Annotated in this window: 14 protein-coding genes; 10 read left to right on the top strand and 4 right to left on the bottom strand. The window is 73.7% G+C overall.

What is annotated here, in order from left to right; genetic code table 11:
* The first annotated feature begins 8 nt into the window (after positions 1–8).
* Entirely contained in the window at positions 9–1,037 is a 1,029-nt protein-coding gene (locus tag ACYVDO_RS03655; RefSeq protein ID WP_460932869.1) for a DUF4349 domain-containing protein, read from the top strand.
* Between the two features lie 31 nt (positions 1,038–1,068).
* Here ACYVDO_RS03655 and hemE read toward each other — a convergent pair whose 3' ends face one another.
* Together hemE and ACYVDO_RS03645 are read right to left on the bottom strand one after the other, a co-directional pair.
* Positions 1,069–2,103 (bottom strand): uroporphyrinogen decarboxylase, encoded by a 1,035-nt coding sequence (gene hemE / locus ACYVDO_RS03650; RefSeq protein WP_460932868.1) that lies wholly within the window; start codon positions 2,101–2,103, stop codon positions 1,069–1,071.
* 9 nt (positions 2,104–2,112) lie between these two features.
* Entirely contained in the window at positions 2,113–3,009 is an 897-nt protein-coding gene (locus ACYVDO_RS03645; protein ID WP_460932867.1) for a helix-turn-helix domain-containing protein, read from the bottom strand.
* Between the two features lie 100 nt (positions 3,010–3,109).
* Between ACYVDO_RS03645 and ACYVDO_RS03640 the strand changes: the two genes are divergently transcribed.
* Positions 3,110–3,916 (top strand): SDR family NAD(P)-dependent oxidoreductase, encoded by an 807-nt coding sequence (locus ACYVDO_RS03640; RefSeq protein ID WP_460932866.1) that lies wholly within the window; start codon positions 3,110–3,112, stop codon positions 3,914–3,916.
* A 112-nt stretch (positions 3,917–4,028) separates the two neighbouring features.
* Here the strand turns inward: ACYVDO_RS03640 and ACYVDO_RS03635 are convergent, their stop codons facing one another.
* Positions 4,029–4,853, bottom strand: a complete 825-nt coding sequence (locus ACYVDO_RS03635; RefSeq protein WP_460932865.1) for a DMT family transporter — start codon at positions 4,851–4,853, stop codon at positions 4,029–4,031.
* 126 nt (positions 4,854–4,979) lie between these two features.
* Between ACYVDO_RS03635 and ACYVDO_RS03630 the strand changes: the two genes are divergently transcribed.
* The 4 genes from ACYVDO_RS03630 to ACYVDO_RS03615 all read left to right on the top strand — a co-directional run bounded on the left by ACYVDO_RS03630 (position 4,980) and on the right by ACYVDO_RS03615 (position 10,441).
* Positions 4,980–5,564: a DUF3000 domain-containing protein gene (locus tag ACYVDO_RS03630; protein ID WP_460932864.1), complete on the top strand. Its 585-nt coding sequence runs from the start codon at positions 4,980–4,982 to the stop codon at positions 5,562–5,564.
* A gap of 25 nt (positions 5,565–5,589) precedes the next feature.
* A complete protein-coding gene (locus ACYVDO_RS03625; protein ID WP_460932863.1) occupies positions 5,590–6,951 on the top strand; it encodes an HRDC domain-containing protein in 1,362 nt (453 codons plus the stop codon).
* 137 nt (positions 6,952–7,088) lie between these two features.
* Entirely contained in the window at positions 7,089–8,306 is a 1,218-nt protein-coding gene (locus tag ACYVDO_RS03620) for a thiolase family protein (RefSeq protein WP_460932862.1), read from the top strand.
* Complete coding sequence (locus tag ACYVDO_RS03615) at positions 8,303–10,441, top strand: 3-hydroxyacyl-CoA dehydrogenase NAD-binding domain-containing protein (protein WP_460932861.1); 2,139 nt, start codon at positions 8,303–8,305, stop codon at positions 10,439–10,441. Before ACYVDO_RS03620 ends, ACYVDO_RS03615 begins: the two co-directional genes overlap by 4 nt.
* Before the next feature lie 62 nt (positions 10,442–10,503).
* On the opposite strand, the gene ACYVDO_RS03610 is transcribed toward ACYVDO_RS03615, so the two are convergent.
* The gene (locus ACYVDO_RS03610; RefSeq protein WP_460932860.1) at positions 10,504–11,142 is read right to left on the bottom strand and encodes a TetR/AcrR family transcriptional regulator; all 639 of its coding nucleotides are present in this window, start codon (positions 11,140–11,142) and stop codon (positions 10,504–10,506) included.
* Between the two features lie 59 nt (positions 11,143–11,201).
* Between ACYVDO_RS03610 and ACYVDO_RS03605 the strand changes: the two genes are divergently transcribed.
* From ACYVDO_RS03605 to ACYVDO_RS03590, 4 genes are all read left to right on the top strand, one after another.
* Positions 11,202–11,630, top strand: a complete 429-nt coding sequence (locus ACYVDO_RS03605; RefSeq protein WP_460932859.1) for a nuclear transport factor 2 family protein — start codon at positions 11,202–11,204, stop codon at positions 11,628–11,630.
* The gene (locus ACYVDO_RS03600) at positions 11,627–12,481 is read left to right on the top strand and encodes an NAD(P)H-binding protein (protein WP_460932858.1); all 855 of its coding nucleotides are present in this window, start codon (positions 11,627–11,629) and stop codon (positions 12,479–12,481) included. The genes ACYVDO_RS03605 and ACYVDO_RS03600 overlap by 4 nt, the downstream gene beginning before the upstream one ends.
* A gap of 121 nt (positions 12,482–12,602) precedes the next feature.
* Positions 12,603–13,550, top strand: a complete 948-nt coding sequence (locus ACYVDO_RS03595; protein WP_460932857.1) for a hypothetical protein — start codon at positions 12,603–12,605, stop codon at positions 13,548–13,550.
* 110 nt (positions 13,551–13,660) lie between these two features.
* Positions 13,661–14,422, top strand: coding sequence for a 3-hydroxybutyrate dehydrogenase (locus ACYVDO_RS03590; RefSeq protein ID WP_460932856.1), 762 nt, complete (start codon positions 13,661–13,663; stop codon positions 14,420–14,422).
* The last annotated feature ends 27 nt before the right edge of the window (positions 14,423–14,449 follow it).

Genomic DNA, 14,449 nt, shown 5'->3' with positions numbered 1-14,449 from the left:
GGGTCGTCATGCCAGTCCCGAAGCACCGTCCCACCGTCCTCGCCACGGCCGCGCTCACTGCCGCCGTCGCCGTCCTCGTCCTCGCCGGGTGTGCGGGCGGGAGCAGCGACAGCTCCAGCGGCGCCGCCCGGTCCGACTCCGCCGGCGTCGCCGGAGGGAGCGGGCCGAAGTCCCTCACCGACGGGGCCGGCGGCTCTTCGGGGTCCTCGGGCTCGCGGGCCGGCTCACCGGCCCAGCCCTCGTCCGGCGCCAAGGCGTCGGGCGCCTCGGGGTCCGCGGCCCAGCAGGTCTCGCCGGCGAGCCTGCGCGCCGCCCAGCAGCAGCTCGCCCGCCGGGCGACGGTGGCCCTGGAGGTGAAGAACATCTCCCAGGCGGTGGCGCGGGTCCGCGCCACGACGGCGACCTCCGACGGGATCATCCTGTCCGAGAACATCGGTGCCACCGACGGCGCCGCACCCCTGGCCGAGCGCTCGAAGGTGAGCCCGACCACCTACGGCGAGATCACCATCTCGGTGCCGTCGACCAAGCTCGACGCGGTGGTCGCCGACCTCGGCTCGATCGGGACGGTGCTGCGGTCCACGACCTCCAGCGAGGACGTCGGCTCCCAGATCGTCGACACCCAGTCGCGGCTGGAGACCATGCGCGTCAGCGTCGCCCGCGTCCGGGCGTTCCTCGACCAGGCCAAGGGCCTGGACCAGGTCGTGAGCCTCGAGGCCGAGCTCACCCGCCGGCAGGCCGACCTCGAGGCGCTCGAGGCCCAGCTCGCCTCGCTCAAGGACAGCGTGGCCATGTCACCGGTGCAGGTCAGCCTGACCACGCAGCCCGAGGTCGTGCAGCCGAGGAAGGCCGACACCGGGTTCCTCGCCGGGCTGCGCAGTGGCTGGGACGCCTTCACCGGCTCGGCGGCCGTGGCACTGACCGTGGTGGGCGCAGTGCTCCCGTTCGCCGTGCTGCTCGCGCTGGTCGGGGTGCCCGTTGCGGTCTGGATGCGGCGACGCCGGCCGCTCGCGCCGTCGCCGGCCCCGCTGCCCGAGTGAGGGCGTCCCTCAGCCCGAGTGAGGGCGTCCCTCAGCGGGCGCTGACCTCGTGGACGAGCTCGACGACGCGGGTCAGGACGTCGGGGTCGGTGTCGGGCAGGACGCCGTGGCCGAGGTTGAAGATGTGCCCTGGGGCGGCCCGACCCTGCTCGACGATCTCGCGCACCTTGGCCTCGAGCGCCTCCCACGGAGCGAAGAGGAGGGCGGGGTCGAGGTTGCCCTGCACGGCATACGCGTCGCCGAGCCGGGCGATCGCGTCGGTCAGCGACACCCGGAAGTCGACCCCCACGACCTCGGCGCCGGCGGCCCCCATCGACGGGAGCAGCTCACCGGTGCCGACCCCGAAGTGGATGCGCGGTATGCCGCGTGCCTCGACCGCGCCGAGGGCGGCGGCGGAGTGCGGCTGGACGAACCGCTCGTAGTCCGCGCGGGGCAGCGCGCCGACCCACGAGTCGAACAGCTGGACCGCGGAGGCGCCGGCAGCCGCCTGCACGTCCAGGAACGCGCCGGAGATCTGCGCCAGCCGCGCGCACAGGTCGTGCCAGAGCTGGGGGTCGCCGTACATCAGCGCCTTGGTGTGCTCGTGGTTCTTGCTGGGACCGCCCTCGACGAGGTAGCTGGCCAGGGTGAACGGCGCGCCCGCGAAGCCGATGAGCGGCGTCTGCCCCAGCTCGGCGGTGAGCAGCCGGACGGCGTCGGTGACGTAGGGGACGTGGCCGGGGGTGAGCTCGGGCAGCCGGTCGAGGTCGGCGCGGGTGCGCACCGGCTTGGCGACCACCGGCCCGACCCCCGCGACGATGTCGAGGTCGACCCCCACGGCGGCGAGCGGGACGACGATGTCGGAGAAGAAGATCGCCGCGTCGACGCCGTGCCGGCGCACCGGCTGGAGGGTGATCTCCGTGACCAGGTCGGGACGGCGGCAGGAATCGAGCATCCCGACGCCCTCGCGGACCCTGCGGTACTCCGGCAGCGAGCGCCCGGCCTGGCGCATGAACCACACGGGGGTGTGCGGCACGGGCTGGCGCCGGGCAGCGCGGACGAGGGCGGAGTCTTCGAGCGAGGTCACGCGGCAATCCTAGGTGGGCTGCAGGTCGCCCCCTGACGCAGCGGTCCGTTCGTCGAGCTGCTGCGTCCCGACCACCCGGAGGAGGGCGAGGGCACCGGCCTCCGGGGTGCCGGGCGCCGCCGAGTAGACGACGAGCAGCTGGTCGGAGTCGGGGACGTGCAGGGTGTCGCAGTCGAGCGTGAGCGGCCCGACGGTCGGGTGGAGCAGCGTCTTGCGGTGGCTGCGCCAGAGGCCGGCGGACGTGTCCTCCCACAGGGCGACGAACTCCGCAGAGCCGGTCCGCAGGTCGTGGAGCAGCCGCTGGAGGTCGGGGTCGCGGGGGTAGCGGGCAGCGGCGCGGCGCAGGTTGGCCACGCTGTGGCGCGCGGACGCGGCACGGTCCTCGGGCGTGCCCCCCACGGGGGTCACCTGCTCCTCGGCCGGCTCCGGCAGGAACCGCAGGCGGGCGAAGTTGCGCCGTTCGGGCGGCAGGCGGGACCAGTCCCCCTGCAGCGCCGCCGACATCGCGTTCCACGCCAGGACGTCCCCCTTGGCGCTCTGGACGAAGGCGGGGAGGTCGACGAACCGGTCGAGCAGCCGCAGCACCGAGGGACGGACGTGCAGGTCGATCGTTCCCGCCTCGGGTGGCGGGCTGCCCGCCAGCCGGAACAGCTCGTCGCGCGCGTCGACGTCGAGGCGCAGGGCGCGCGCCAGGGCGCCGAGCACCTGCGTGGACGGCTGGGGTCCGCGGCCCTGCTCCAGCCGGACGACGTAGTCGACGCTGATCCCGGCGAGCAGCGCGAGCTCCTCTCTGCGCAGGCCCGGCACCCGGCGGCGCGACCCGGCCGCGAGACCGACGTCCTCCGGGCGGACGGCCTCGCGGGCACGGCGCAGGACGAAGGCCAGCTGCGGGCGGTTGGGTGGCACCGGCCCAGCATCCCCCGCCAGGCGCCGCGGTGGGTAGGACTGCCGGTCCCACGACGAACCGTCCCTTCCGCGGGTCCCTCGGCGGCCGCACGGTGGTGCCATGACCGACATCTCCATCAGCGCCACCTCCGCGACCGACATCACGACGACCGCCACCTCCACCAGCGACACGTCCGCGACCGCCACCACGACGCCCGCAACCTCCGTCCTGGTCACCGGCGCCACCAGGGGCCTGGGCCTGGAGACCTCGCACCGGCTCGCCGACCTCGGCTGGACCGTCTGGATGGGCGCACGTGACGCGGCGGCCGGCGAGGCCGCCGCCCGCGCGGTCGCGCAGGCCCACCCCGGTGCCGACGTCCGGTTCGTCGAGCTCGACGTGACCGACGACGACTCGGTCGCCAAGGCGGTCGAGGCGGTCGACGGCTCCGGCACCGGGCTCGACGTCCTCGTCAACAACGCCGGCATCCTCGGCCCCGGACGCCCCGCCCTCGACACGGTGCCCGCCGACTTCCTGCCCGTCCTCGACGTCAACCTGCTGGGGCCGGTCCGCGTGACGCACGCCTTCCTGCCCCTGCTCACGGCGTCGTCCCGTCCGCGGCTGGTCATGGTGTCCAGCGGCCTGGGCTCGATCCAGCACGTGAACGACCCGGCACGGACCGAGTCGAGGGTGCCGGGCCTCGTCTACCAGTCGTCCAAGGCGGCGCTCAACATGGTGACGACCCTCTACGCCAAGGCGCTGCCGGGGGTGCGGGTCTGCGCCGTCGACCCCGGGTACACCGCCACCGACCTCAACGGGCACTCCGGCACCCGGACCGTGCGCGAGGGCACTGACGCGATCGTCACGGCTGCGGCCGCCGACACGGTGCCGGGTCCCCACTTCGACCGGTACGGCGTCTCCCCCTGGTGACCCGGTGCCGGTGACCTCACCGCCGTGACCCCCCCCCCCCCCGTCGGGGCCGCGGCCTCGGGGCCGAGTCCGTCGTGGACGCGGCCTCGGCCGCCAGGGCGCGGCCGTCGACTCAGAGCGCGATGACCGCGGCCCCGGCGAGGGACAGCAGGGCGCCGACCTTCTGGATCGCCCGCAGCCGCTCCTTGAGGACGACCCGGGCGAGCAGGATGGTCATGACGGGGTAGAGCGAGCCGAGCACGCTGGCGACGCTCACCTGGCCCCGGCTGCTGGCGAGACCGAAGAGGATGTTCGCGAGCATGTCGCCGCACCCGATCACCAGCAGGGCCGGCAGCTCGCGCACGACGACCCCGCCGACGGACCGGGCCACGACCGCCACCGTGACGAAGACGACGACGGAGGTCGCGCGCATCCCCCACAGCGTCATGAGGGTCGAGGTGCGCGCGCCCCGGTCGATGCAGAACAGCGCGAACCCGAAGCCCATGGCGGCCACCGCCGCCAGCACCACGGGCCGGGGCGAGACGTCACCGCTCAGCTCCGGCCCGGAGGCCAGGGTGACGCCGATGACGGCGACGAGGATGCCGACCCAGGTCCAGGGCCCCGGCTCGTCGCCCGTGGCCACCCCCAGCAGCACCGGCACGGCGACGCCGAGGGCGGCGATGGGCGCGACCACGCCCATCGTCCCGGTCGACAGTGCGGTGTAGAAGCACAGCAGGCCGGAGAGCCCCGACAGGCCCGCGGCGACCGACCACAGCGGCCACCCGTGCCACGGCACGTTCCCGAGCTGGGTGAGCACGACGACGCTGATGACCACGAAGGCCAGCCCCTGGGTCCAGCCGACGACCGCCACGGCCGGACGACGGCGTGAGAAGAGCCCCGCGAAGAAGTCGGAGGTTCCCCAGACCACGCTCGACGCGAGGGCGAGCAGCGACACCATGGGGCGCACCGTACCGGCCCCCGATCCCGTCCCGGACGGCGTGTCCGCGCGGCGCGGGAGCGGCCCGACACCCCGCGCGGCGTGCCGTTGCCTGTGATACGCGACGCCGCGGCATACGCTCTGACGGTGGGCAGTCGAACGGTCCCCGGTGACCAATCCCCCGAGTTCGCGCAGGCGTTGGCCGATCTGCGTGGAGCGCGACTGCGCCCCGAGATCCGGCTCACCGAGGTGCCGGCTCCGCAACGCATCGCTCCGTATGCCGTGGCCCTCACCGCCGAGGTGGTGGGCGCCGCGTCCGACGAGGACGAGCTGGCCTCGGGCCGGTTCGTCCTCCTGCACGACCCGTCGGTCCCCGACCCGTGGGACGGCGCCTGGCGCGCCGTGACGTTCGCGCGGGCGGAGCTCGAGCCCGAGCTGGCCGCCGACCCGATGCTCGGCGCGGTGGGCTGGTCCTGGCTGGTCGACGCGCTCGACAGCCACCACATCGGCTACACCGCGGAGGCCGGCACGGTCACGCGGGTGGTCTCGGAGAGCTTCGCCGGTCTGTCGGACCGCCCGGCGAGCGTGGAGATGGAGGTGCGGGCCTCGTGGACACCGGTGACCGGCAACCTCGGCGCCCACCTGCTGGCCTGGTCGGACCTGCTGTGCACCATCGCGGGCCTGCCGCCCCTGCCCGACGGCGTCATCGCCCTGCCTGGCCCACGCCGCTGAGGGACCCAGCCGGTAGGTTGGGCCGGTGACCGACACCGACGCCGAGCGCGACGCCGAGCTGGACTCGGCGCCCGACGCGGCCCCGGCCGATGCGCTGGTCCCCCTCGACATGCCGGCCGAGGGCGTGCCCCCCGTTGTCGAGACCGAGCGCGCCCTCATGGAGGCCGCCCGCGCCATCCGCGCCGGCGAGGGGCCGGTGGCCCTCGACGCCGAGCGCGCCAGCGGCTACCGCTACGGACAGCGCGCCTACCTCGTCCAGCTGCGTCGCGAGGGCGCCGGCACCTGGTTGATCGACCCCATCGCCTGCCCCGACCTGTCGCCGGTCGACGAGGCCATCGGCAACGCCGAGTGGATCCTGCACGCCGCGACCCAGGACCTCCCGTGCCTCGCGGAGGTGGGGCTGCGACCACGGCAGCTCTTCGACACCGAGCTGGCGGGGCGGCTGCTGGGGCTGCCCCGCGTCGGCCTCGCCGCCGTCGTGGAGCACTACCTCGGCCTGTCGCTGGCCAAGGAGCACTCCGCCGTCGACTGGTCGACCCGCCCGCTGCCCGAGCCCTGGCTGCGGTACGCCGCGCTCGACGTCGAGGTGCTGGTCGACCTGCGCAACCTCATGGGCGTCGACCTCGCCCGGCAGAGCAAGGACGGCTGGGCGCGTGAGGAGTTCGAGGCCCTGCTCGACTTCACCGGTCCGGCGCCGCGCGTCGACCCGTGGCGCCGGACCTCGGGCATGCACAAGGTGCGGCACCGCCGGACCGCCGCCATGGTGCGCGAGCTGTGGGAGGCGCGCGACGCCATCGCCCGGGACCGTGACGTGTCCCCCGGCCGGGTCCTGCCGGACGGCGCCATCGTCGACATCGCCATGGCCGCCCCCGCCGGCCCCGACCAGCTCCCCGGTGGGCACCGCGCGGTCCGGCGCTACCAGCGCCAGTGGCTCGACGCCGTGAACCGCGCGAACGCCATCCCCGACGACAAGCTGCCCCCGATGACCCTGCGCTCCGACGGCCCCCCTCCGGCCCGGGCCTGGGCCGAGCGCGACCCGGTCGCGGCGGCCCGGCTGTCCCAGGCGCGGGCCGAGCTCACCGAGCTCGCGGCCGACCGGCAGGTGCCGGTCGAGAACGTCCTGTCCCCCGACCCGCTGCGCCGGGTCATCTGGACACCACCGGCCGACCGCAGCGCCGACGGGTTCGCCGAGGCGCTCGCGCGGCTCGGTGCCCGCCGCTGGCAGACCGACATCGTGGCGCCGATGGTCGCCCGGGCGTTCGCCGACCACCCCGATGCCAGCGGAGGCGCCGCAGTCGGCGCCGGCGAGGAGGCCGGCACCGGCGCGGAGGCGGGAGCAGGCGCGGAGGCCGACGCCGAAGCCGGCGCCGGGGCCGACGCGGGCTGACCCGCCCGACGACGGCGGGACCGCCGGGTGACGCCGCTCACCCCCGGCCTCCCGTGACCGGGCAGTTACCCGCGGGTAGCATCGAGCGGTACGCACCGGCATACCGGTGTCACCCCACCTTCCAAGGGAGACCACTCGTGCCCCGCACCCTGCGTGAGGTCGTGTTCGTCGACGGTGTCCGGACGCCGTTCGGCAAGGCCGGGGAGAAGGGCATCTACGCCCAGACCCGCGCCGACGACCTCGTCATCAAATGCATCCGTGAGCTCATCCGCCGCCACCCCGAGCTGCCGCCGGAGCGCGTGGAGGAGGTCGCCATCGCCGCGACCACGCAGATCGGCGACCAGGGCCTGACCCTCGGCCGCATGGCCGCCATGCTGTCCGGCCTGCCGAAGACCACGCCCGGCTACTCCATCGACCGCATGTGCGCCGGCGCGATGACCGCCGTGACCACCACCGCGTCCTCGATCGCCTTCGGCGCCATCGACGTCGCGATCGCCGGCGGGGTCGAGCACATGGGCCGCCACCCGATGGGTGAGGGCGTCGACCCCAACCCGCGCATCGTCGCCGAGAAGCTCGTGGACCCCTCCGCGCTCGTGATGGGCTCGACCGCGGAGAACCTGCACGACCGGTTCCCGCAGCTGACCAGGGAGCGCAGCGACGCGTATGCCGTCGCCTCCCAGGACAAGCTCGCGAAGGCGTACGCCAACAACCAGGTGCAGCCCGACCTCGTGCCGGTCGCGACCCGCCACGAGGAGCTCGGCTGGGGCCTGGCCACCGAGGACGAGCCGCCGCGTCCCGGCACGACCGTCGAGGACCTGGCCCAGCTGAAGACACCCTTCCGTCCCCACGGCAACGTGACCGCGGGCAACGCCGCCGGCCTCAACGACGGTGCCACCGCCTGCATCCTCGCCTCTGCCGAGGCCGCCGAGGAGCTCGGCCTGCCGGTGCGGATGCGCCTGGTGGACTTCGCCTTCGTCGGTGTCGAGCCCGAGGTGATGGGCATCGGCCCGGTGCCGGCCGCCGAGAAGGCGCTCGGCAAGGCCGGCCTGTCGATCGAGGACATCGGCCTGTTCGAGCTGAACGAGGCGTTCGCGGTGCAGGTGCTCGCGTTCCTCGACCACTTCGGCATCGCCGACGACGACCCGCGGGTCAACCAGTACGGCGGCGCCATCGCCACCGGCCACCCGCTCGCCTCGTCCGGGGTGCGGCTGATGACCCAGCTCGCGCGCCAGTTCGAGGAGCACCCCGAGGTGCGCTACGGCATGACTGCCATGTGCATCGGCATCGGCATGGGCGGCGCGGTCATCTGGGAGAACCCCAACCACGCCGACTACGGCAAGGAGGACGCAGCGTGAGCACGGACACCAAGCAGCAGGCCCCGGCGGACAAGACCGCCCAGGGCTTCGAGGAGGTCGTGACCCACACCCCGGTCCGCGACATCGCGCTCCCCGGTGGGGCGGGCACCCTCGCGCTCCTCACCCTCGACAACCGCTTCGACCACACCAAGCCAAACACCTTCGGGCCCAAGACGATCGAGGGCCTCGTCGCGGCGGTGGCCGAGCTGCGGCGGCGCGCCGACGCAGGTGAGATCCAGGCCGTCGGCATCACCGGCAAGCCGTTCATCTTCGCCGTCGGCGCCGACCTCAAGGCCGTGGCCCAGGCCCGCACCCGCGAGGACGCTCTCGAGGTCGCCCGCGCCGGTCACGCGGCCTTCGCCGGCATCATGGACCTGCCCGTGCCGACGTTCGCCTTCGTCAACGGCGCGGCGATGGGCGGTGGTGTGGAGATCGCGCTGTCGGCCGACTACCGCACCATCTCCTCGGGGGTGCCGGCGATCGCGCTGCCCGAGACGTTCCTCGGCCTCGTCCCCGGCTGGGGCGGCTGCTGGCTGCTCCCGAACCTCGTCGGCCCCGCGAACGCGCTCAAGGTCATCATCGACAACCCGATGAACATGAACCGCATGTTGAAGGGCCCGCAGGCCTTCGAGCTGGGCATCGCCGACGCCATGTTCGAGCCGGCCGACTTCCTCGAGGAGTCCCTGCTCTGGGCGGCCAAGGTCGTCTCCGGCGAGACGACGGTCGAGCGACCCGAGGTCCGCCGTGACGAGGCCGAGTGGGCGGCCGCGCTCAAGGCCGCGAAGGGTGTGGTCGACCTCAAGACCGGCGGCAAGTCTCCCGCTCCGTACCGTGCGCTGAAGCTCGTCGAGGCGGCCCGCACGGCCACCCGTGACGAGGGCTTCGCCGCCGAGGACGAGGCCCTCGCCGACCTCGTCATGGGCGACGAGCTGCGCGCCGGGCTGTACTCGTTCGACCTCGTGCAGCGCCGCGCCAAGCGGCCCGCCGGGGCTCCGGACAAGGCGCTGGCCCGCAAGGTCACCAAGGTCGGTATCGTCGGGGCGGGCCTCATGGCCAGCCAGCTCGCGCTGCTGTTCGCGAAGAACCTCGAGGTGCCGGTCATGATGACCGACCTCGACGAGGAGCGCGTCGCCAAGGGCGTGGGCTACGTCCACGGCGAGGTCGACAAGCTGCTCGCCAAGGGCCGCCTGGGCAACGACAAGGCGAACCGGCTCAAGGGCCTGGTCACCGGCTCGACCTCCAAGGACGGCTTCGCCGACGCCGACTTCGTGCTCGAGGCCGTCTTCGAGGAGATGTCGGTCAAGAAGCGGGTCTGGGCCGAGGTCGAGGCGATCGTCGGTGAGGAGTGCGTCCTCGCGACCAACACCTCCTCGCTGTCGATCACCGAGATGTCCTCGGGGCTCGAGCACCCGGAGCGGGTCGTGGGCTTCCACTTCTTCAACCCGGTCGCGGTCATGCCGCTGCTCGAGATCATCAAGGGCGAGCAGACCGACGACGCCACCCTCGCCACGGCGTTCGCCACCGGCAAGGGGCTGAAGAAGACGACGATCCTGGTCAAGGACTCCCCCAGCTTCATCGTCAACCGGCTGCTCGGCCGGTTCATGGGCGAGGTCGCCCGGGTCGTCGACGAGGGCACGCCGATCGAGGTGGCGGACCGCGCTTTCGCCGGCCTCGCGCCGATGCCGCCGTTCATCCTGCTCGGCCTCGTCGGGCCGGCGATCGCGTTGCACAACAACGAGACCCTGGCCAAGGCGTTCCCCGACCGGTTCTACGTGTCGGAGAACCTGCGCAAGGTCGTCGCCGCGAAGAAACCGGCGATCTACGCCTGGCCCGAGGGCAAGCCGGTCGTCGACCCCGAGGTCGAGGCGCTGTTCGACAAGCCCGCCGACCCGGTCGTCCTGACCACCGAGGAGGTGCGCGAGCGCGTCCTCGGCGTGCTCGCCGACGAGGCGCGCCGGATGCTCGACGAGGGTGTCGCGCAGGCGCCGATGGACCTCGACCTGGCGATGATCACCGGCGCCGGCTTCCAGTTCTGGAACGGCGGCCTCACGCCGCTGCTCGACCGGGAGGGCGTCTCGGAGAAGGTCACCGGGAAGCGCTTCCTGCCCCCGGGCGTGGCCAGCGTCCCTGCCTGAGCGAGCACGTCACTCCCCCAAGGGGCGGTACACGACACCGGTCGTGTACCGCCCCTCCGGCGTCAGTCGAGCAGCTGCGCCACCAGGGTCCGGCGGACGAAGTCGGCGTAGTCGTCGAGTGACCACCCCTGCTGCAGCACCAGGGTCTCGTAGAGGCCGGCGCCGGTGATCGCGAAGAGCACATCACGCGCCCTGCGTGTGGACAGGCCGGGTCGCAGGAAGCGGCGGATCGCCTTGGCGTTGTGGGCCATCCTACCCAGGCGAGCGGCCTCGAGCTCCTCGTGCAGGGCGGCCACCGCCGGGTCGCTCGCGGCCGCCGCGCGCACGAGGAGCTGTACCGGCGCGGCACGTGGTGCCACCTCGGCGCTGAGCCTGGCCCACGCATCGAGGACCACGAGGGCATCGGTCGCCGTGCTGGACACCGCGTCCGACCGGCGCTCCGCCGGCTCGGGCCCGGCGCCCTCGAGAGCCTGCAGCCACAGCGCCCGCACCAGGCCGGGCTTGCCACCGAACTGCTTGTAGACCGTCTCCACGGACACCCCGGCGTCCGCTGCGACGTCGGCCACCGTGGTGCCGGCGTAGCCCTGCGCCGCGAACCTCGCCGCGGCCGCGTCGACGACGGCCCGGCGCCGCTGGGCAGCCGCGGCACGGCGCCCCGACGAGTCGTAGGAGCGCCGCCTCTTGACGACCGCTTCGGGCAAGGAGCACCATCCCTGTATTGGTTACGAATCACTGTAACCAATACAGGGATCGAGGCACCATGGACACGACACACGCCACGCCCGCCAGCACCATCGACAGGCTCTTCGCAGCGACCAACGCGCACGACCTGGAGGCCCTGGTCGCCTGCTTCGCCCCGGACTACGTCAACGAGACGCCCGCCCACCCCGACCGCGGCTTCCGGGGCCCGGAACAGGTGCGCACGAACTGGACCCAGCTGTTCGCCGGCCTGCCCGACATGGCGCTCAGCGTGCGAGCGCAGGTCACCCAGGGGGACGACGTCTGGGCAGAGGTCGAGATGTCGGGCACGCGGGGCGACGGCAGCAGGCACCTGGCCCGGGGCGTGCTCGTCTTCACCGTCGGCGACGGGCTCGTGCGGCGGCTCCGCTTCTACGTGGAGCCGGTCGACGAGAGCGGCTCGACGGCGGACGACGCCGTGGCCCAGGCAGTCGCGGGCGGTGCGCCGTGATCACCGTGGTCGGCGGGACCGGCCACCTGGGACGTGAGGTGGTGCGACGCCTGCTCGCGGACGGCAACGCGGTCCGCGTGTACGCCAAGGGAGCCGCGTCCGCCACCGACCTCGCTGCCACAGGCGCCCAGCTCGTGCCGGGCGACATCCGTGACGCGGCGGCCGTCGCGCGGGCGGTCGAGGGAGCGACGGTCGTCGTGAGCGCGGCCCAGGGGCTCGCGGGCACCGGCAAGCCCTCCCCCGCCTCCGTGGACCGCGACGGCAACCGCAACGTCGTGGACGCAGCAGCCGCTGCCGGAGCGGCGGTCGTGCTCGTGTCGGTCGTCGGCGCCGGGCCCGGCCACCCCGTCGAGCTCCACCGCATGAAGGGCGCGGCCGAGTCGTACCTGCGGTCCAGCGGCGTGCCGTGGACGATCGTGCGTGGCACCGCCTTCGTCGAGACCTGGAGCGACATCCTTCGCGCGAGCGCCAACCGGGCGGGTCGGGTGCAGGTCTTCGGCACGGGCCGGAACCCGGTGAACTTCGTGTCGGTGACCGACATGGCTGCTGCCGTGGTTCGCGCCGCGGTCGACCCGACACTCCGGGGCGAGGTCATCGAGGTCGGCGGCCCCGATCAGCTGACCCTGGACGAGCTCGCCCACCTCGTCGCACCCGGGACGGAGCCGCGCCACGTGCCCCGGACGGCGCTGCGCCTCATGCGCGTGCTCGCCCGACCGGTGCAGCCGCAGCTCGCGCGCCTCGCCGAGGCCGCCCTGGCCATGGACACCACCGACATGACGTTCGACGCGTCACCGGCACACGCGGCATACCCGTGGCTGTCGTCGACGCACGTCGAGGCGGTGCTGGCCTGAGCACCGGCAAGCACCTCGAAGCACCCGGGAGCCGCGGTCCCGGGAGTGTCCGACTCGCCCTTCCGGCTGGACCTGGCTGATCCCGGCCCGCGACGGAGCGGGACCTGTCACAGTCCCCTGCGTGCCCAGTCCCTGTCGCGTGGTCCTCGCCGCCGTCACCGCCGTCGCGGTCGGCGGGTCCACCGCCGCGTGCCTCCGGGCGCCCTCGGGAACAGCCGTCCCGGCGAGCGCCGGAACGGCGACCACGGCAACGGCGACCACGGCAACGGCCGCCACGAACGGCTCCTCCGGCCCTGCACCCGTCGCTCCCGCAGGTGGCCAGTGGTCCGACTTCCGGGTGCCGGCGGCCGCCTGGACCAGCTGGAAACCCGTCCTGCGCCACGTGCGGCCCGCCGGCGAGGACGACGTCGAGTCCGTGGCACGCCGCAGCCGCACGGTCCTCGAGCGGCCGTTCACCGCGACGGTCCAGGGCCCGTTCGGCGAGTACACGCTCACCCGCAGCCCGGCCCGTTCCCACGTCCGGCTCGCGCTGCAGGACCGTCCCTTCCTGGACGTGTACGCCGACCGGACGGCCCTGGCGGACCCCGACCCGCAGCGCCTGCTCGTCGTACCGCTCACGGTGTGCCCCCACGCGGAGAGGAGCTGCTTCACGATCACGGGCAAGGAGCCCGCCGGTGACCGGCCGCACCTCTTCGACACCCTGACAGACTCCTTCGTCTACATCGCGGCGGCCGCGATGACCGCCCAGGCCCGCGGGCCGGCCTTCCTCGACTCGGTCCGCGGGCACGGCCTGGTCCTGGGAACGGCGACCGTGGAGTCCCCGCTCGGCACGCTGGCCTGTGTGGTCGTGACCGACGACCCGGGCACGCTCGCTGCCCTCGAGGGAGAGAAGCCCTCAGCGGGCGGCGGAGCAGCCGACCACGGGGAGCTGTGCGTCGACCGTCGCGGGCTGGTGGTGCTCGCCCCCGGTGAGGCCCTCTCCTCGGCCACCCCGTGGACCTCGCTGCGGACCGGCGCCTCCGACGACTCGGCCGGCTACCCCTACCCGGTTCGCCCCTACCCCTCCTGATCGGGTCGTCATCCCGGTGGCGGTCATCCGGGAGCGCCACACAGGACGGCGCAGAACTGTGGTCGGCCACCACATGCTCGACCGTCCGGCGCGCTCCTAGTCTCGCGGTCATGCCGACGACGCCAGCGCTGCTCGACCTGTCCGGACGCACGGCCTTGGTGACCGGCGCCGCGAGCGGGATCGGCGCCGCCTGTGTCGAGCGGCTGGCCGCGGCCGGGGCCAAGGTCTACGCGGTCGACCGCGACGAGGCCGGCCTCGCCCGGTTCGGGGGCAGGGACGTCGTGGCCCTCACCACCGACCTCAGCGACCCCGACGCCGTCGACGCCCTGCCGGACGACGTGGACGTGCTCGTCAACAACGCCGGGATCCAGCACGTCGCCCCGATCCACGAGTTCCCCACCGAGACCTGGGACCTCATCGTCCGCCTCATGCTCACCTCGCCGTTCCGCCTCGTGCGGCGGGTGCTGCCGCACATGTACGAGCAGCAGTGGGGTCGGGTGGTCAACGTCTCCAGCGTCCACGGCCTGCGCGCCAGCGAGTTCAAGGCGGCCTACGTCTCCGCCAAGCACGGCCTCGAGGGGCTGTCCAAGGTGACCGCCCTGGAGGGCGGACGGCACGGCGTCACCAGCAACTGCGTCAACCCTGCCTACGTGCGGACCCCACTGGTGGAGAGGCAGATCGCCGACCAGGCCCGCACCCACGGGATCGGCGAGGACGAGGTCGTCACGAAGGTCATGCTCGACCCCGTGGCGGTCAAGCGGCTCGTCGAGCCTGGTGAGGTGGCCGAGCTCGTGGCGTTCCTCTGCTCCCCCGCCGCGGACTCCGTCTCGGGCGCGTCGTTCGCGATGGACGGCGGGTGGACGGCCCACTGACCGTGCCCGCTCCCCTAGGATCCCGGG

Source organism: Phycicoccus ginsengisoli (assembly GCF_054779295.1).
This window is presented reverse-complemented; position numbering and strand designations above follow the sequence as displayed.

Bases quoted from the DNA above. Each gene is read 5' to 3' on its own strand.
- ACYVDO_RS03640 (WP_460932866.1), top strand. From the start codon at position 3,110: ATGACCGACATCTCCATCAGCGCCACCTCCGCGACCGACATCACGACG.
- ACYVDO_RS03635 (WP_460932865.1), bottom strand. From the start codon at position 4,853: ATGGTGTCGCTGCTCGCCCTCGCGTCGAGCGTGGTCTGGGGAACCTCC.
- ACYVDO_RS03655 (WP_460932869.1), top strand. From the start codon at position 9: ATGCCAGTCCCGAAGCACCGTCCCACCGTCCTCGCCACGGCCGCGCTC.
- ACYVDO_RS03605 (WP_460932859.1), top strand. From the start codon at position 11,202: ATGGACACGACACACGCCACGCCCGCCAGCACCATCGACAGGCTCTTC.
- ACYVDO_RS03590 (WP_460932856.1), top strand. From the start codon at position 13,661: ATGCCGACGACGCCAGCGCTGCTCGACCTGTCCGGACGCACGGCCTTG.